Source organism: Cylindrospermopsis sp. CR12, from assembly GCF_001432185.1.
GTDB classification, from domain to species: Bacteria; Cyanobacteriota; Cyanobacteriia; order Cyanobacteriales; family Nostocaceae; genus Raphidiopsis; species Raphidiopsis raciborskii.
Window position 1 is genome coordinate 1 of sequence record NZ_LMVE01000065.1, and the last position, 17,493, is coordinate 17,493.

Consider the following 17,493-nt stretch of genomic DNA (forward strand, 5'->3'; position numbering starts at 1 on the left):
ATTCAATTAAATTATTACTTCAATATTTAAAGTATGAAGTAATACCCGCGTTTAGTTGATTCATCCCGCAAATATGCAACGCCAGTGAATCAAGTTATCAAAAAACTTTATGTTGAAGCCTAAAAACAAAAGTGACAGAAACAAAATTGTAATTGGAATTGATGCAACTAATATTAGAGGTGGTGGTGGTATAACTCATTTAATTGAATTACTAAATGCTGCTGAACCCATAAAGCAGGGCATTTCCAGGGTAATTATATGGGGCGGATCTAAAACTCTAGCCAGTTTAAGCGAAAGGCCTTGGTTGAAAAAAATCAATCCCCCACAGCTGGATCAAGGTGTTTTCAGTCGCATTCTTTGGCAAAACCTGCAATTATCCAAATCCTCTCAAGATTTGGGATGCGATTTACTTTTCGTGCCTGGCGGGAGTTATTTTGGTAACTTCCACCCTGTGGTTGCCATGAGTCAAAACCTTTTACCCTTCGATCTTCCAGAAATGCGGCGCTATGGCTGGTCATTAATGCAACTAAGAATTCTATTATTACGTGAAACACAAAGACAGACTTTTGAGAATGCTGATGCTGTCATCTTTCTCACTAAATATGCCGAAGAATGTGTCACTAAAACTACAGGTTTTCTGAAAGGAAAGACAACCATTATTCCTCACGGTTTGAACACTCGTTTTAGGCACTCCATAAAGCCACAGATCTCAATCCTAGAATATAGTCGAGAGAATCCCTATCGTATAGTTTACGTTTCAATTGTTGACGTATATAAACATCAGTGGAATGTGGTAGAAGCTGTGTCTCGTTTACGCCATTCTGGGTTACCTGTGGAACTGGATCTGGTGGGACCAGCTTATACTCCTTCTCTAGTTCGGCTGCAGAAAACATTGGATAAATGTGATCCCCATGGTGATTGGTGTCGTTATCATGGATCCATTCCCTACCAGGATATCCATGAATTCTATAACAAAGCTGATTTGGGTGTATTTGCATCTAGCTGTGAAAACATGCCTAACATTCTTTTAGAAAATATGTCAGCAGGTTTACCTGTTGCTTGTTCTAACAGAGGTCCGATGCCAGAAATTTTAGAAGATGCAGGAGTTTATTTTGATCCAGAATCTGCAGATCAAATTGCCAGTGCTTTGGAAGAACTAATCTATAATCCGTCTCTCAGAAAGGATCTGGCTGAACGCGCATACTTAAAATCTCAAGATTTTGACTGGATGCGATGTGCTGAAGAAACATTTAAATTTTTGCGACGAATAGCGACAACTTTTAAATATGCGTAAGTGTTAGTTGTCACGGAACACAAAGTACATTATGTTAGTTACTTAGTTACTTAGGAAGGGGTTAATTAACAATGGGTCTAAAAATTGCTGTGGATGCATCACGAAACCGATCAGGTGGAGCAAAAGCCCATTTAATAGGGATTCTTAGTGAGGCTAAATTAACTCAATTAGACATCGAACAAATACATGTTTGGTCTGATGGATCTCTTTTGGATTCAATACCTGATGTATCTTGGATAGTCAAACACAATCCAACTGAGTTGAATCAATCCTTGGTCAGCCAAATATGGTGGCAGGCCACAAAACTGACTAAAGAGATTAAACTAGCTAATTGTGATATCCTGTTCACTACTGATGCCAGCACTTTGTGTTCCTTTTCTCCAATGGTAGTACTTAGTCAGGACATGCTTTCTTATGAGTCAGGAGTAATGCTTCGCTTTAAAGGTTATTCTCTTTTGAGATTAATTGCCATTTTACTTATACAAAATCTTGCTTTTAGGCGTGCTCAGGGTGTAATTTTCCTTACGAAATATGCAGGAGAGGTAATTCAAAGATCTTGCGGATCTCTAAAATCGGTTTCCTATATTCCCCATGGGGTAGGAAACAGTTTTAAACACACCCAACCATCTAGCTTATGGACTGATAATGATAGACAAATTAGATGTTTGTATGTTTCTAACACAGCACCCTATAAAAATCAGTGGATTGTAGTTCAGGCTATTGAAATTCTACGTAGTCGCGGTTATGACTTAGTTCTTAATCTGATTGGAGGTGGATCGGGAAAAGAACAGAAAAGACTAGATAAACAAATTTTGACGTCCGATCCCAATGGAGAGTTTGTCCGCCAACTTGGCTTTGTCCCACACCAAGACTTACCCTCCCATCTTGCTAATACGGATTTGTTCATTTTTGCATCAAGCTGTGAAAACATGCCAAATACCCTAGTGGAGGCAATGGCAGTCGGTTTACCAATTGCTTGTTCTAACAGAGGTCCAATGCCAGAGATACTAAGCGAAGGAGGGGTTTACTTTAATCCAGAAGATCCCCAATCTATTGCTGATGCTGTGGAGGAGATCGTCAAAAACCCTTACCTACGCAGACAAATCGCCACTCGAGCGAAACAAAGGTCTGAGGAGTTTTCTTGGTCACGGTGTGCCACTGAAACCTGGTCTTTTATTACTGAAACTTATCTTAGAAACAAACGTAACATCATTAAGTAATTAAGCTATTTGACACCTAAACTAAAATAGTATTGACTAAATAACCAATTTAATATGAAGTTCAAAAGACATAAAACGTGCGCTAAGACAGTAATAAACTCCACCTATCCGGGTGTGAAATTTGACAAAGACGGTATATCTAACGTGTACTGGGACTTCCAAAACAGTACCTTGCCAAAATGGCAGTATGGAAGTGAAGGTCGCCATAGACTAGCAAGAACCATAGATTTGCTCAAGAAGCAGGGTAAAGGCAAAGATTTTGACTGTATTTTGGGACTTAGCGGAGGTCTTGATAGCTCCTATATGTTGCACACGGTTGTCACCGAATTTGGTTTGAGACCTTTAGTTTTTCATGTTGATGGGGGATGGAACACGGAATTAGCAGTGCATAACATTAACTGTCTGGTTGATAAACTGGGTCTGGATCTATTTACAGAGGTAATCAACTGGGAAGAGATGCGGAACTTTCAGCTGGCTATGTTTAAAAGTGGAGTCCCCCACATTGATATTCCTCAAGATATGGCATTTATAGGTGTTTTGTACAAGTTTGCCGATAAGTATAATATAAAATTCATAATGAATGGGGGTAATATTTCTACGGAGGGTGTCCAAATACCCTTAGAAATAATTTATTGGGGGACTGATATGAGGCAAATTCAGCATATACTCAGGAATTATGGCACCATACCCATGAAAACATACCCCTTCAGCTCAATTTTTTATCATAAGGTTTGGCTTTTGCTTTTTAAGGGAGTGGAAGTCTTAAAACCCCTAAATATGCTGCCATATCGCAGGCAAACTGCCATAGACACATTATCGAAAGAATATGGCTGGAAGGCATATACTCAAAAACACTTTGAGTCCCGTTTCACCAGGTTCTTTGAGGGTTACTGGTTGCCAAGTCGTTTTAATTTCGATATGAGGCAGATACAGTATTCGAGTTTGATACTTACCAATCAGATGTCTCGGGAAGAAGCCTTGGCAAAACTGGAAGAACCACCTTACGATCTTGAAACTGCCAATCAGGACTTCTTATATGTTGCTACAAAGCTGGGAATAACTGAGGAGGAGCTACGTAGTTACCACCAAATGCCAAAACGTTCCTACAGGGATTACCCTAACCTTAACCTTGTACTCCAGCTAGGAGAAAGAATACTCTCCTTTTTTAAGGGAACTCGAAGAGGTGGAGCTTATTAAATGAACACTATTTCGCTTGTAAACTACGGATTAGGTAACATTAAGGCTTTTATAAATATATATCAAAAACTTAGTATTCCTGTGAAAGTGGTATCCAATCCCGATGAACTTTGGGGAGCGGAGAAAATCTTACTACCCGGTGTTGGTTCATTTGATTGGGCAATGACCCTACTAAATAATTCGGGTTTGCGAGCAGTTCTAGACGAATTAGTCTTAAACAAAAAAACTCCTATACTTGGTGTATGTGTTGGTATGCAAATAATGGCTCGTCAAAGCGACGAAGGTGAGCTACGGGGATTAGAATGGCTTGATGCTGAGGTAAATATTTTCAAACACAAAACACAGTTACCTCACATGGGATGGAATCAGGTTTCCCCTAAAGGGGAAGTAGATTTATTTAAAAATATTACATCTCCTAGGTTTTACTTTCTTCACTCCTATTATGTAGATCCGGCTAGTTCAACAATCTCCGTCGCGAGTACGGACTATGAAGGTATATTCACCTCCGTGGTTAGTCATGATAATATTTGGGGTGTGCAGTTCCATCCGGAGAAAAGTCATCACTGTGGTGTACAACTGTTAAAAAACTTTGCAGAACTATAGTCAATGTTGTTACCTAGAATTATCCCTTGTTTGTTATTACATGGAGGGGGGTTAGTTAAAACCATTCATTTCGCTAGCCCTAAATATGTGGGGGATCCTATTAATGCAGTCCGCATCTTTAACGAGAAAGAAGTGGATGAACTAATTATTGCCGATATAGATGCTACTAAATGCGAACGAGAGCCTGATTATACCTTAATTGCTAATCTAGCTGCAGAGTGTCGAATGCCTTTGTGTTATGTAGGTGGTGTAAAAACTGTTGCTCAAGTCGAGCGTATAATCAGCTTAGGAGTGGAAAAGGTAGGAATTAGCAGTGCTGCAATTTATAATCCTGAGTTGATATCAGAGTCGGCAAAGAGAGTTGGTAACCAAAGTATAGTAGTTGTTCTGGATGTAAAGAAGACTGGTTTTAGCAATCAATACTGTGTGTTTACTCACAATGGTAAACGGAAAACAACAATTGATCCAGCTGCTTTTGCACGTACGGCGGAATCTTTGGGAGCGGGAGAAATTGTGATTAACTCTATTGATAGAGATGGAACTATGGAGGGGTATGACACTTCACTAATTGAAACAATTAAAAGGAATATTCATATTCCCCTTACTGCTCTTGGAGGTGCCAGCAGTCTGGAAGACATTCAGAATTTGATTAAGCAATTTGGGATAATTGGTGCTGCTGCTGGCAGTCTTTTTGTATTTAAGGGCAAATATAGAGCAGTTTTAATTCAATATCCCCAGCATGAGCAAAAAGCTAAACTTGTACTCTGATTTACAATAAATTATCCTTCGCTAGGACTCCGTAACATAATGAAAGTAGAAAAGCGTTACATCGATGAATCATATATAAATAAGAATCCCTCATGGCATAGTGAAGACGCGATTTGGAAAGCCTCCCAAATCAGTTCGATCTTGAAAGACCATCAGATAAATCCCCTATCCATCTGTGAAGTTGGCTGTGGTTCGGGAGATATTCTCCGCCATCTACACCAACTTTATCCCAATACTCACTTTGTTGGTTATGATATCTCCCCACAAGCTGCTGAGTTTTGGGAATCAGATGCAATAAATAATACTAAACATATCGGGGGGGGGAAACAATCTCGTTTGTACTGGCTGACTTTCATGAGAATAACACGGATAAATATGATGTCCTATTAATGTTGGATGTTTTTGAGCATGTACGGGATCCATTCACGTTTCTTGAGGAATCCCATCGCCATGCTGATAGATTTGTTTTTCATATTCCTTTGGACTTAAGTGCCAGTAGCGTATTGAGAGGAAAACCTCTGCTGGAAGCTCGCGATCGCACTGGGCACCTTCACTTTTACACTAAAGATTTGGCTCTAGCAACTTTAAGAGAATGTGGGTTTAAAATTATTGAGTGGCGTTATACTGGTGCAGCTTTAAATATGCCAAATCGCAGTCTAAAAACAAACCTATTCCGACTTCCCAGGTATGTGGTTTATGCTGTCAACAAAGACTGGGGGACACGACTGCTGGGCGGGGAAACATTAATAGTTCTTGCTGAGTAGCTGTTTTTAATAAATAAACTATGTGTGGGATTGCCGGTTTTGTAAATGGCGGTCATGAATCAACCCTGTGGAAAATGGTCAACAACCAAATTCATCGTGGACCAGATGACACGGGTATATATTTAGACTCCCAATCAGGAGTTGGTCTTGCCCATTGTCGGTTGGCCATTCTTGACCTTTCTCCCCTGGGTCATCAACCCATGGCAAGTTTAGACGGTTCCATCACCCTGGTGTTTAACGGTGAAATTTATAATTTCTTAGAGCTACGAAAAGAACTCATAGATAAAGGTTTTCACTTCCGTGGTAATTCAGATACAGAGGTGCTACTAAATCTTTATCTTTCCCAGGGACATTCCATGCTGTCTCGCCTCAACGGCATTTTTGCCTTCGCTTTATGGGACACTAGTAAGCAGTGCCTCTTTATTGCGCGTGATGCCCTAGGTGTTAAGCCTCTTTATTATACCAATACACCAGATTATTTTGCCTTTGCTAGCGAAATAAAAGCCCTGTCGCCTTTTTTACCATCCACACCATCTCTCGACTATGAAGCACTGCATCGCTACCTGACTTTTCTGTGGTGTCCCGGAGCGGGTACGCCGTTTAACTCCGTTAGGAAGCTCTTACCAGGGGAAGCAATGACTGTAACCGGGAGAGTAACCCGCCAATGGACTTGGTATAAGCTACCTATCTTTCGTTATCCCCAAATCATTAGTGACCAAAAAACCGTCCTGGAGCAAACAGTGACGCACCTAAAAGATGCTGTTCACCGACAAATGATAGCCGATGTGCCTGTAGGAGCTTTCCTTTCAGGGGGATTAGATTCCAGCTCCATTGTTGCATTTGCACGGGAAGTCAACCCACATATCCGCTGTTTTACCATAGATGTAAATGGGCAGGAGAAGGGCATGACTGATGACTTACCATATAGTCGTCTAGTAGCAGCTCATTTAAAAGTCCCCCTGGATGTGGTGAAAATTGACTCTGCTCAAATGGCTAGAGACTTGCCCAAGATGGTTGAACAACTGGATGAACCATTGGCTGATCCAGCACCATTAAACGTCTTATACATCAGTCAATTAGCACAGCAGCAGGGGATTAAAGTTTTGCTATCCGGGTCTGGTGGTGATGATTTATTCACCGGTTATAGACGGCATCTGGCACTTGGCTGGGAATCTTACTGGCGTTGGCTACCCCTTAGTATTCGTAGTTGGCTAGAACACATCAGTGGAGGCTTCAATCAAAAAATTTCTTTTTTACGCCGTGTAAGTAAGTTTTTTAACGGAGCAACATTAACGAGAGACCAGCGTTTAGTCAACTACTTTGCTTGGATTCGCCAACCCGATCTCCTAAAACTTTATACCCCCGAATTTCGTGCAGCCTTAAGTGATACGGTTGCTGCAACTCCAATGTTAGAGTTTTTATCCCCATTATGTGATGGAGTTCCTCCTCTAGAAAAGATGCTCGCCCTGGAACAACGTTTTTTCTTGAGTGATCACAATCTAACTTATACTGACAAAATGGCGATGGCAGTAGGTGTGGAAGTGCGAGTACCATTTCTGGACCTAGAACTAGTTGATTTTGCCGCCCAAATTCCTCCATCCTTAAAACAACGTCGTGGAGTAGGCAAATGGATTCTAAAAAAAGCAATGGAACCTTATTTACCCAGAGAGGTTATTTATCGTCCTAAAAGTGGTTTTGGAGCTCCCCTGCGTCGTTGGATGCGTTTTGAGTTGCGGGAACTTCTGGGTGATATTCTCAGTGCAGAAAGTCTTAAACAAAGGGGCTTGTTCGATCCTCGCGCCGTCCAACAGTTGATAAGTGATAATGATTCTGGTAGGGTTGATGCCACTTATACCCTGCTATCTCTCATATCTATTGAACTGTGGTGTCGTCGCTTTATTGATACAGATAAACAATCACAACTTCCATAACTTAGATATAAATATGACAGCATTTAATGAAAAGCAACAGGTTCATGACTTCTGGAACCAAGCTGCATGTGGTGAAACCCTATATTTAAAATCAACAGATATAGAAGGTTATGAAGCTCAGGCGCGAAAACGCTACCAGTTAGAACCCATCATTTTAGATTTTGCTGCATTTGAATCCACTAAAGGAATGAAGGTGTTAGAAATTGGGGTAGGTTTAGGCGCAGATCATCAGGAGTTTGCCAAAGCTGGAGCCGAATTGTATGGCATAGATCTCACAGAAAGAGCTATAGAACACACGTTAAAACGACTTGACCGTTTTGGACTCCATTCTTCCCTTGCAGTGGGTGATGCGGAAAATCTTAGCTTTGATGCAGAAACCTTTGATGTAGTATATTCCTGGGGAGTATTACATCATAGTCCTAATACTCCAGCCGCAATATCTGAATGTTGTCGTGTACTTAAGCGGGGGGGGGGTAGCAAAAATTATGATTTATCATAAATGGAGCATGGTGGGCATAATGCTATGGATGCGTTATGGTCTATTTCGTTTACGTCCCTTCACCAGCATGAAGACCATCTATGGTAACTACTTAGAAAGTCCTGGAACTAAGGCATATTCTGTCAGTGAGGCACAGCAGATGTTTGCGCAGTTTAGCCATGTAGATATTCATACACAGCTTTCCCATGGGGATCTGCTCACCTCAGACGCTGGACAACGACACAGAGGTATAATTTTATCCCTAGCTAAAAAGATTTGGCCGCGATGGTTCATCCAAAAGTTTTTGCCAAGTGCTGGTATATGCATGCTAATTCAAGCCAGAAAATAACATGAAACAAATCCTCCAATCGCTAAGCACAGGAGTAACCAAAGTCACAGACGTACCCGCCCCCAAAATTCAGCCAGGCAAATTACTCATTCGCTCCTCCCGTAGCCTAGTGTCTGCAGGCACAGAAAGAATGCTGGTAGAATTTGGTCAAAGCAACTGGCTAGAAAAAGCCCAACAACAACCAGACAAAGTCCGCCAAGTCGTGCAAAAAGTCCACACCGATGGAATATTCACCACCTTAGATGCAGTTCAAACTAAACTCGACCAACCCCTACCCCTCGGTTACTGTAATGTAGGTACGGTAATTGGCATCGGTGATAAAGTTACCGGCTTTCAAATAGGCGATCGCATTATTTCTAACGGACATCACGCGGAAATAGTCAATGTGCCAGCTAACCTCTGTGCCATTATTCCAGATCCAGTTAGTGACGATGCAGCAGCTTTTACCGTCCTAGCTGCCATAGGACTGCAAGCTATCCGCCTTGCCCAACCCACCCTGGGAGAATGCTTTGTCGTTACTGGATTGGGACTAATCGGCATACTCACAGCCCAACTGCTACAAGCCCAGGGTTGTCGAGTCCTGGGACTGGACTTCGCCCCGGACAAATTAGCTCTAGCCAATAAACTGGGTATCCATACTGTTAACCTAGGTGCTGGAGAAGACCCTTTAATTGCCGCATCCCAATTTTCCCGCCAAGTGGGAGTAGATGGGGTGATTATTACCGCTTCCACTTCCAGCAACGAACCCATCCACCAAGCTGCCCAAATGTGCCGCAAACGGGGGCGCATCATACTAGTGGGAGTAACAGGACTAGAACTTTCTCGTGCTGACTTCTACGAAAAAGAACTCTCCTTTCAAGTTTCCTGTTCCTACGGACCGGGACGCTACGACCCTAACTATGAACAAAAAGGACAAGACTACCCCATAGGCTATGTCCGCTGGACAGAGCAAAGGAACTTTCAAGCTGTACTAGATATTCTGGCCACAGGCAAGATCAACACCCATGACCTAATTTCCCATCGATTTTCCATAGAGGAAGCCCACCAGGCCTACAGCGTATTGACCAGTGGTCCTTGTTTAGGCATTCTTATTGATTATCCCACCACCAGTCAACCGCACCAAACTACCATTCGCTTCACTGACAATCTTACCATTCACCCATCTTCCGTAGTTATAGGATGTATTGGTGCTGGTAACTATGCCAGTCGAGTTTTAATTCCCGCCTTTGCTAAGACCCCTGCCCTGTTGCACACCCTAGCAGCTAGCTCGGGAGTCAACACTAGCCACTATGGAGCCAAGTTTGGCTTCAAACAAATTACTACGGATATAGATAGCTTGCTAGATCACCCAGAAATTAACACCATAGTCATTGCCACCAGACACGACAGCCACGCAGATATAGTGTGTCGCTTTCTCGCCAAAGGGAAACATATCTTCGTGGAAAAGCCACTGGCGCTGAGCCATCAAGAACTGGAAGAAATAGAAAAAATATATACTAGTAATATTCAAACGGGTCAACCCAAGCAACTAATGGTAGGATTCAACCGACGGTTTGCACCCATGGTACAGACCATGCACCAAATGTTGACAACCCTATCCCAGCCGAAAGTACTAATCATAACAGTTAACGCTGGAGAAATACCCAGTAACCACTGGACCCAAGATCCCCAATTAGGGGGAGGGCGCATTATTGGTGAAGCTTGTCACTTTGTTGACCTGATGAGATTTTTAGTAGGTAGTTCCATAGTTAAATGGCAAACTAGTATGCTACCCGATAGTAAAACCTGTCCAGATAGTAGTACGATTACCCTCAACTTTGCCGACGGATCCATAGGCACAATACACTACCTAGCCAACGGATCCAAAGCATTTGCCAAAGAGCGTGTAGAAGTATTTTGTGGAGGCAAGATTTTGCAACTAGACAATTATCGGCAATTAAGAGGTTGGGGTTGGTCCAGATTCCGACAGCAGAGCAGTTGGCGACAAAATAAGGGACAAACAGCTTGCGTAGCCCAATTTGTTCAATCCCTGCTTCAGGGATCTCCCATTCCCATTGGGTTTGAGGAACTACTAGAGGTGAGTAAAGCGACCATAGATATTGCTAGTGCATTAAATTATTGAACTATTATGCAAGCTAATCCGCACCAAGTGTGCATCCTTGGACTAGGCTACATTGGCCTGCCCACAGCAGCAATTTTATCCCAGCATGGCTACCAAATAAAAGGGGTGGATATCAACCCCAAAGTAGTAGAAACCATTAACCAAGGTAAAATCCACATTGTCGAACCAGATCTAGATTTAGTAGTATCCGAGGCAGTTCATAACCAAAAACTCAGTGCTAGTACCACCCCCAGTGCTGCGGATATTTTCATTATTTGTGTACCTACCCCCTTCCACAAAAATGATAACGGCATTCCCCAACCTAACATTGACTACGTATTAGCAGCAGCTCAATCAATCATCCCCGTATTAAAACCGGGTAACATAGTCATTTTAGAGTCCACATCCCCCGTGGGAACCACGGAAAAGGTAGGAGAAATCTTTAACTTAGCTGGTTTATCCCCAGACCACATACATTTAGCCTACTGTCCTGAACGGGTGTTACCAGGAAAGATTCTGCAAGAACTGATTCATAATGACCGGGTAGTAGGTGGGCTAACACCAGCAGCAACAACCTTAGTCCAAACCTTTTATCAAACCTTTTGTCAGGGACAAATACTAACCACCGATGCTCGCACGGCGGAACTCTGTAAATTAACGGAAAACGCCTATCGGGATGTAAACCTAGCCTTTGCCAACCAACTGTCCATGTTGTGTCCCCACCTGGGAATTGACGTGCGAGAACTCATTCATCTAGCTAACCACCATCCCCGGGTCAACATCTTGCAACCCGGTTGCGGCGTAGGTGGACATTGTATAGCAGTTGATCCATGGTTTATTGCCGCAGCGGATCCAGAAAACACATCACTGATTCAAACTGCTCGCCATATCAATGATAGCAAACCCCAATGGGTAGTCCAGCAAATTATTACCCTTGCACAAGAATTTCAGCAAAAATACCATCGCGCTCCCACCATTGGGTGTTTTGGACTAGCTTTTAAACCCAACGTTAACGACCTGCGGGGTTCACCAGCGCTGGAAATAGCTACAACCTTAATAAGTAGTGGATATAGTGTTTTAGTTGTTGAGCCCAATTTGGAGTACCATGTTTCCTTAGAACTAACACCATGGAAATTAGCCCTGGAGAATGCGGATATATTAGTTTTTTTGGTGGGTCATAGGGAATTTATCGGTTTGGATCTTGCCAACAAGCCATATCTGGACTTTTGCGGAACCCACTGATATTTTTGCCCCCACAAATTTGTTATTTGAGTCGGAAGTTCCAACATCAGATAGTTTTAGATAATCCCAAAGACTAACATGCTTCAACAACATCTTGCTATAGTCACTTTTAATTTCCCCCCTGATTTCGGAGCTGCCTCCTTTAGAATGCTTTCTCTAGTTGAAGCCATTCAAAAACAAGCTTCAACTCGGAAGATAGATTTAAAAATTACGGTGGTTTGCGCTAAACCCTTTAGATACAAATATAATAACAAAAACGAGCCAGGTTCATCCTCCCCTAAACACAATCTAATTCGAGGACTAGAGAATATTGATATTGTTCGACTAGACGTTCCCATGTTTGGTCGAGGCTTTGTGGCGGAGAGTTTCTCCTACCTCTTTTTTTTAATTCAAGCACTACCAGTATTAATCTGGAATCGACCCCATCTAATTTTTGCCACCAGTGCCAAACTACTCACCAGTTATTTAGGAGCCCTAGCTTCTTTAATCACAGGAGCCATCTTATGTGTTGATATTAGAGACACCTTTTCAGAAAACTTCCTCAGCTTTTTTAGACGACAGAGAAAGGTTCTAGTCTACCTCATACTATTATATATAGAGAACTTCGTAGCCAATCGGGCCACAAGTATTAACCTTGTATCCCCAGGATTTTCCCAACTTTACGACGAACTCTTAGATTCCAGTAAAGTTTCCTACTTCACCAACGGTGTGGATGAGCAATTTGTGGAGTTTTATGCCAACAGTCAGCACCCCTCATTGAAAACTTTTCTTAATAAAACATTTAACCATACAACCAATAACACACTAGTTGTTAGAAAAACATTAGATAATAAAATAAATAGCGCCAGATTACTAGAAATTGACACAGTTAAGCAAACAAACCACACGGATAAACACAAGACAATTTTGTATGCTGGCAACCTAGGTATTGGACAAGACCTGCTGAAACTATTAGAACCATTAATTGAGGAAAAAGAGATAGTAGAAGAGCTAATAGAGCTAAAATGGTCAATTAAGATTATGGGGGACGGAGCCCAAGCTCCAGCACTCAGAGAACTAGCGAAGTTCCCTCACCTCAGAGAAATAATCACAGTATTAAGACCCATTCCCAGACAGGAGCTGATTAGAGAATACGGGCAAGTTGATGCCTTATTTTTGCAGGTTGGCAGCTACCGAAGTTTAGATATGGTGATTCCATCGAAAATATTCGAGTATGCGGCCACAGGACTGCCAATTCTAGCTGGTGTGAGAGGATACACCCGGGACTTTATCGGTCAAATTCCCGGAGTGCAATTTTTCACCCAGAAAGACATAAAATCCTTTCTCAACCAGCTCAAACAGATAAAAACAGGCTGGCACAACCGAGATGAATTCATCGAGCAATATGATCGGAGGAACATCATGAGGAAGTACGCAGATCACTTACTTTCTTATATACAAGCAAGTAAGTAAGCGAGCAAGTAAAATTTAGTATATTTTCACATATTCCATGGACCCAAGCCTCTGGTTTTACACTTTAAAAGACGTACCGATTCCCAAACTGTTAGATCGAATTTGGTTTGAAAGCCGTCGCCGTGTTTATAAGCGATTGCCAGACCTAATGAAAAAGGTTTGGATTGGCGCCCAATTTCCCCCTCCCTTAAATCGGGAAGATTATCTAGTGAGACTTAGCCATGGCAACCCAACCAATATAGAAAGCCATAGAATAGCGCATAGAAACATTCCACCCACCGCACTGCCATTTAAGTTTGTCGGTGAATCAAAGATATTACCTTATCCAATACCTTGGAATTCCCCCACCTATTCTCGTCTTTGGCAATTCAACCTCCATTATTTTGATTGGATAAGAGATGATCTCAATCACCTTTACACCACACATAATTGGTCTGAATCAGCAATAGAAAGGTTATACCTCCTCCAAGATTGGATTACCCATAACCCCCTAGGCACCTTTGATGGTTGGCATCCCTATCCCACCTCCCTTCGTTTAATTAACTGGACCTGGCTACTGAGAACAGCACCCGAACTGCAAAGCCTCCAGGTCAACCACTCCCTGTGGCTACAGTTGTGTTATTTATATCACTATCAGGAGACATTTTTTAAGGGAAATCACTGGTTTGAGAACCTAGCTGCCCTAATTATTGCCGGGTTAAACTTCAGGGGTAAGAGAGCGGAAAAAATAGTAGCAACATCCCTTAATCGTTTAAAAAAGCAACTGGCAGTGCAGATTCTTGGTGATGGTGGTCACTTTGAACGCAGCCCCATGTACCATCTTATTTTACTGAAGCGGTTGTGTGAAGTAATTATTTGTTTAAGCAGTGCGGGTAGTGAAATCCCACAAACACTTATCACCACCCTAACATCAATGACCGAATTTGCACAAGGGATACGTTTGAGAAATGGTAATTATCCCCTTTGGAATGACTGTGCCTACAACATTGCCGAACCACTAGATGAAATTGTAGCTTGTGCTGATCGCATTTTGGGACGGTCATCCGCAGCAGTTTCCCCCTTCAATCAACGTCTTTTAAGTTGTAGAACCGCCAATTTAGCACTAGCCACCATCAGTTCACCTTCTCCCCGTGCAACAGGTATATTTGAATTTCCCGATTCTGGCTACTTCTTGCTGCGAACTGCCAGTGGGTTTGAAATTACCTTTGACGCTGCACCTCCTTGTCCTCCTGATTTGCCTGCCCATGCTCACTCAGACTGTTTAAGTTTTGATGTTTATTGGCGAGGGGAACCCTTAATTGTAGAAACAGGAACTAGTAAGTATGGCAGTGATAGCACCCGTCAACGGGAAAGGGGTACTCTAGCCCATAATACCATTACCCTTACGCCAATAGAAGGGGGATATCCCTTTGACCAAACCCAAGTGTGGGGTAGTTTTCGAGCAGCACGCAAAGCCCAGCCCAAGCTAATAACAAGTGGTAGTAGTGGCAATCAATCCATATGGCATTGGGTAAGTGCCAGTCACAGTGGCTATGACTGGTTAAAAGCCAGCCATCATCGTTGGTTAGGGTGTTCAGAAATAGACAGTGGTGTATCGAACAATAAGTTTATCCTTATCGTGTTAGACTGGATACAGAGTAAGTCTCCCCTAGGTTGGATTCATAGACTACATTTAGGTCCAGGAGTTATTTGTAGGGAAAACCAGCATGGTTGGAATTTAGAAGTGGATAACAGGGGGTCAAAAAAGAATGACCGTGAAAATCCTTTGCGGTTACAGTTACTGACCTATAGTTCCGATGCTAGCACTTCCGTGGATAATGACAGTTGGTATTCTCCTTGCTTTGGTTCTCGCCATTCCCGCTTAGTCTTGACAAGTCGGAGACTAGTAGGACAATTTAATTGGTCAGAAATGATATGTACGGTTTTGACTAATAGTGATGCCCAGTTTATGCTTAATGGTACAGTTGGTGAGGGGTGGCTAAGCATTGACGGAGTGGTAGTTATGAGGTGGGAAGTTGAAAATGGAGTTCCCATTGTGGAGATAAAATGAATTTGCCGGTTATCGACACTATACAGTATAATGTTGATAATGACAACAGATTTAAACTTGTACAGTGATTCTAGCAAAGATTCAAGATGCCATCGCGTCTTTAATATATATAAATGCGATTGCGAAGCACTCGGGATCTCGCGAAGCAGTCCCTAGCTCGCTAAGGAATGAACCGTGATTGTTTGAATTAACCGACACCTGGAGACTGTCCGTGGGGGAGACAGGGAAGGAATTTGCCATTTTAAGTGCGAGATTGAAATCAATACGGGTGTGGTAAGTGGATCCTTTCCAAAACGTGCATTGCGTCATGTTTTGGAATGGCATGATTTACATCAATCTGAGTTGCTGACCAATTGGCAACTTTGCCGACGGCAAGATCAACCGAATCATATCGCTCCTTTGGAATAAACATATGTTCTTACACATTGTTTCTGCTGAGCATCTCGATGGCTACAAGATTAAAATTAAGTTTAATGACAATCGCAGTGGGATCGTTGACTTAGGCGATAGCTTAAATGGCAAAGTGTTTAAGCCCCTGCAAAACCTGGATATCTTTCAGCAGTTTGAAGTTGATCCCCAGTCGAAGACAATACGTTGGTCAAATGGAGCGGACTTTGCACCTGAATATCTATATTTTCTTGCATTTCGTCATCTACCGGAATTGCAGGCACAATTTGAGAAATGGGGATATTTGCCAGATAAAGTTTCTATAACTTGTGAACTGATTACGAGTTAAAATAAAATGCGATCGCATTCCCATGGGGGTATTGTGTTTCGCGTGTGAATCACGACTTCTGCAAGGAGATAAATTCATTCCCTTGATGATGATGGCGAGCTCCCGTAGGGAGTGCTTTGCAATCGCATTTATACATATCCCGTTGGTTTGTTGGGTTTCGTTCCTCAACCCAACCTACGATTACACACTACAAAGCCAGTCGGTTTTGAACCGACTTGAGCTTTGAGACCGGGAATTGATTCCCGGTCTCCCCCACGGACAGTCTCCAGGTGTGGGGTGATTCAACCAAATCATGGTTCATTCCGTGATGATGATGGCGAGCTCCTGTAGGGAGTGGTTTGCAATTGTATTTATACATATCCTGTTGGTTTGTTGGGTTTCGTTCCTCAACCCAACCTACGATTACACGCTACAAAACCAGTCGGTTTTGAACCGACTTGAGCTTTGAGACCGGGAATTGATTCCGGGTCTCCCCCACGGACAGTCTCCAGGTGTGGTTTAATTCAAACAATCCCGGTTAATTCTGTGTGCTTCCCAATCGCCCTCTTAATTTGAGTTAAAATAAAATGCGATCGCTTATGAGCAAACCCAAGTGTGGGGTAGTTTTCGAGCAGCACGCAAAGCCCAGCCTAAGCTAATAACAAGTGGTATTAGTGGCAATCAATCCTTATGGCATTGGGTAAGTGCCAGTGGAGATAAAATGAATTTGCCGGTTATCGACACTATACAGTATAATCCGGAATTGCAGGTACAATTTGAGAAATGGGGATATTTGCCAGATAAAGTTTCTATTAACTTATTAAATTTACGTGTAGAATTATGATGGACATTTCGATTCAATTACCTGATGAAATCTTTGACAGTTTTCGCTGTAAACCTCAAGAGTTTGTGAAAAAAATGAAACTCGCTGCTGCTATTCATTGGTATCAAAAAGGCGAAATTTCTGAAAAAAAAGCTGCTCAAATAGCAGGATTAAGCCATCGAGACTTTGTAATGTCTTTAGCCGAAGAAAAAATTTCTGTGTCTACCATTGGCTTAGATCAGGTTAAGGAAGATGTCTCTAATCAGCGGAAAGAGTTTATTCGTTCTCTTAGAGGCAAGTATAAAAATTACTTGAGTCCCAGTGATTTTTTTATGCAACAAAAACAAACTAACATCTTGTTATAACACCAGATTTTTACGCCTTCAACCACAAAAACTTATCTCAAACCTTTTTTGCATGGTGATGGCGATAAGATATTGGGCAGATTATTGCTAGTGTCGGTTAACGCTTATGCTCTTAATTCGAGTTAGAATAAAATGCGATCG

At 42.2% G+C, this 17,493-nt stretch carries 18 protein-coding genes; all 18 read left to right on the forward strand.

Features of this window, described 5'->3' with window-relative positions:
• The first annotated feature begins 109 nt into the window (after positions 1–109).
• The 18 genes from ASL19_RS08285 to ASL19_RS08355 all read left to right on the forward strand — a co-directional run bounded on the left by ASL19_RS08285 (position 110) and on the right by ASL19_RS08355 (position 17,352).
• Positions 110–1,294: a glycosyltransferase family 1 protein gene (locus tag ASL19_RS08285; RefSeq protein ID WP_057177975.1), complete on the forward strand. Its 1,185-nt coding sequence runs from the start codon at positions 110–112 to the stop codon at positions 1,292–1,294.
• A gap of 71 nt (positions 1,295–1,365) precedes the next feature.
• Positions 1,366–2,514 carry a glycosyltransferase family 1 protein gene (locus tag ASL19_RS08290; RefSeq protein ID WP_057177976.1) on the forward strand — a complete coding sequence of 383 codons (1,149 nt, stop codon included), beginning with the start codon at positions 1,366–1,368 and terminating at the stop codon, positions 2,512–2,514.
• Positions 2,515–2,568: 54 nt separating this feature from the next.
• On the forward strand, positions 2,569–3,711 hold the full coding sequence (locus ASL19_RS08295) for an N-acetyl sugar amidotransferase (RefSeq protein ID WP_057177977.1): 1,143 nt from the start codon (positions 2,569–2,571) through the stop codon (positions 3,709–3,711).
• Positions 3,712–4,314, forward strand: a complete 603-nt coding sequence (gene hisH, locus ASL19_RS08300) for an imidazole glycerol phosphate synthase subunit HisH (protein WP_057177978.1) — start codon at positions 3,712–3,714, stop codon at positions 4,312–4,314.
• Positions 4,315–4,317: 3 nt separating this feature from the next.
• Positions 4,318–5,082: an AglZ/HisF2 family acetamidino modification protein gene (locus tag ASL19_RS08305; protein ID WP_057177979.1), complete on the forward strand. Its 765-nt coding sequence runs from the start codon at positions 4,318–4,320 to the stop codon at positions 5,080–5,082.
• 141 nt (positions 5,083–5,223) lie between these two features.
• The gene (locus ASL19_RS18165; protein ID WP_235528959.1) at positions 5,224–5,472 is read left to right on the forward strand and encodes a trans-aconitate 2-methyltransferase; all 249 of its coding nucleotides are present in this window, start codon (positions 5,224–5,226) and stop codon (positions 5,470–5,472) included.
• Positions 5,472–5,846 (forward strand): methyltransferase type 12 protein, encoded by a 375-nt coding sequence (locus ASL19_RS18170; protein WP_200959827.1) that lies wholly within the window; start codon positions 5,472–5,474, stop codon positions 5,844–5,846. The genes ASL19_RS18165 and ASL19_RS18170 overlap by 1 nt, the downstream gene beginning before the upstream one ends.
• A 20-nt stretch (positions 5,847–5,866) precedes the next feature.
• Entirely contained in the window at positions 5,867–7,777 is a 1,911-nt protein-coding gene (gene asnB / locus ASL19_RS08315) for an asparagine synthase (glutamine-hydrolyzing) (RefSeq protein ID WP_057177980.1), read from the forward strand.
• Positions 7,778–7,790: 13 nt separating this feature from the next.
• Positions 7,791–8,276, forward strand: coding sequence for a class I SAM-dependent methyltransferase (locus ASL19_RS18175; protein ID WP_200959829.1), 486 nt, complete (start codon positions 7,791–7,793; stop codon positions 8,274–8,276).
• Positions 8,263–8,604 (forward strand): hypothetical protein, encoded by a 342-nt coding sequence (locus ASL19_RS18180; protein WP_200959831.1) that lies wholly within the window; start codon positions 8,263–8,265, stop codon positions 8,602–8,604. The genes ASL19_RS18175 and ASL19_RS18180 overlap by 14 nt, the downstream gene beginning before the upstream one ends.
• A gap of 1 nt (position 8,605) precedes the next feature.
• Positions 8,606–10,726, forward strand: coding sequence for a bi-domain-containing oxidoreductase (locus ASL19_RS08325; protein ID WP_057177981.1), 2,121 nt, complete (start codon positions 8,606–8,608; stop codon positions 10,724–10,726).
• A gap of 6 nt (positions 10,727–10,732) precedes the next feature.
• Complete coding sequence (gene wecC, locus ASL19_RS08330; protein WP_057177982.1) at positions 10,733–11,947, forward strand: UDP-N-acetyl-D-mannosamine dehydrogenase; 1,215 nt, start codon at positions 10,733–10,735, stop codon at positions 11,945–11,947.
• A 78-nt stretch (positions 11,948–12,025) separates the two neighbouring features.
• A complete protein-coding gene (locus tag ASL19_RS08335) occupies positions 12,026–13,399 on the forward strand; it encodes a glycosyltransferase (RefSeq protein WP_057177983.1) in 1,374 nt (457 codons plus the stop codon).
• A gap of 37 nt (positions 13,400–13,436) precedes the next feature.
• Positions 13,437–15,449 (forward strand): heparinase II/III family protein, encoded by a 2,013-nt coding sequence (locus ASL19_RS08340; protein ID WP_057177984.1) that lies wholly within the window; start codon positions 13,437–13,439, stop codon positions 15,447–15,449.
• A gap of 252 nt (positions 15,450–15,701) precedes the next feature.
• Complete coding sequence (locus ASL19_RS18580) at positions 15,702–15,857, forward strand: DUF4160 domain-containing protein (protein WP_255356456.1); 156 nt, start codon at positions 15,702–15,704, stop codon at positions 15,855–15,857.
• Between the two features lie 4 nt (positions 15,858–15,861).
• Positions 15,862–16,185: a DUF2442 domain-containing protein gene (locus ASL19_RS08345; protein ID WP_006278987.1), complete on the forward strand. Its 324-nt coding sequence runs from the start codon at positions 15,862–15,864 to the stop codon at positions 16,183–16,185.
• 592 nt (positions 16,186–16,777) lie between these two features.
• The gene (locus ASL19_RS08350; RefSeq protein WP_057177985.1) at positions 16,778–17,008 is read left to right on the forward strand and encodes a hypothetical protein; all 231 of its coding nucleotides are present in this window, start codon (positions 16,778–16,780) and stop codon (positions 17,006–17,008) included.
• Complete coding sequence (locus ASL19_RS08355) at positions 17,005–17,352, forward strand: UPF0175 family protein (protein ID WP_082604673.1); 348 nt, start codon at positions 17,005–17,007, stop codon at positions 17,350–17,352. Before ASL19_RS08350 ends, ASL19_RS08355 begins: the two co-directional genes overlap by 4 nt.
• Positions 17,353–17,493 lie beyond the last annotated feature (141 nt).

Excerpts from the sequence above, each read along its gene's own strand:
- ASL19_RS18170 (WP_200959827.1), top strand. The coding sequence starts at position 5,472 with ATGTTGGATGTTTTTGAGCATGTACGGGATCCATTCACGTTTCTTGAG.
- hisH (WP_057177978.1), top strand. The coding sequence starts at position 3,712 with ATGAACACTATTTCGCTTGTAAACTACGGATTAGGTAACATTAAGGCT.
- ASL19_RS08325 (WP_057177981.1), top strand. The coding sequence starts at position 8,606 with ATGAAACAAATCCTCCAATCGCTAAGCACAGGAGTAACCAAAGTCACA.
- ASL19_RS08305 (WP_057177979.1), top strand. The coding sequence starts at position 4,318 with ATGTTGTTACCTAGAATTATCCCTTGTTTGTTATTACATGGAGGGGGG.
- ASL19_RS08295 (WP_057177977.1), top strand. The coding sequence starts at position 2,569 with ATGAAGTTCAAAAGACATAAAACGTGCGCTAAGACAGTAATAAACTCC.
- ASL19_RS08290 (WP_057177976.1), top strand. The coding sequence starts at position 1,366 with ATGGGTCTAAAAATTGCTGTGGATGCATCACGAAACCGATCAGGTGGA.
- ASL19_RS08345 (WP_006278987.1), top strand. The coding sequence starts at position 15,862 with ATGTTCTTACACATTGTTTCTGCTGAGCATCTCGATGGCTACAAGATT.
- wecC (WP_057177982.1), top strand. The coding sequence starts at position 10,733 with ATGCAAGCTAATCCGCACCAAGTGTGCATCCTTGGACTAGGCTACATT.
- ASL19_RS08340 (WP_057177984.1), top strand. The coding sequence starts at position 13,437 with ATGGACCCAAGCCTCTGGTTTTACACTTTAAAAGACGTACCGATTCCC.
- ASL19_RS08335 (WP_057177983.1), top strand. The coding sequence starts at position 12,026 with ATGCTTCAACAACATCTTGCTATAGTCACTTTTAATTTCCCCCCTGAT.
- asnB (WP_057177980.1), top strand. The coding sequence starts at position 5,867 with ATGTGTGGGATTGCCGGTTTTGTAAATGGCGGTCATGAATCAACCCTG.
- ASL19_RS08355 (WP_082604673.1), top strand. The coding sequence starts at position 17,005 with ATGATGGACATTTCGATTCAATTACCTGATGAAATCTTTGACAGTTTT.
- ASL19_RS18180 (WP_200959831.1), top strand. The coding sequence starts at position 8,263 with ATGATTTATCATAAATGGAGCATGGTGGGCATAATGCTATGGATGCGT.
- ASL19_RS08285 (WP_057177975.1), top strand. The coding sequence starts at position 110 with ATGTTGAAGCCTAAAAACAAAAGTGACAGAAACAAAATTGTAATTGGA.
- ASL19_RS18175 (WP_200959829.1), top strand. The coding sequence starts at position 7,791 with ATGACAGCATTTAATGAAAAGCAACAGGTTCATGACTTCTGGAACCAA.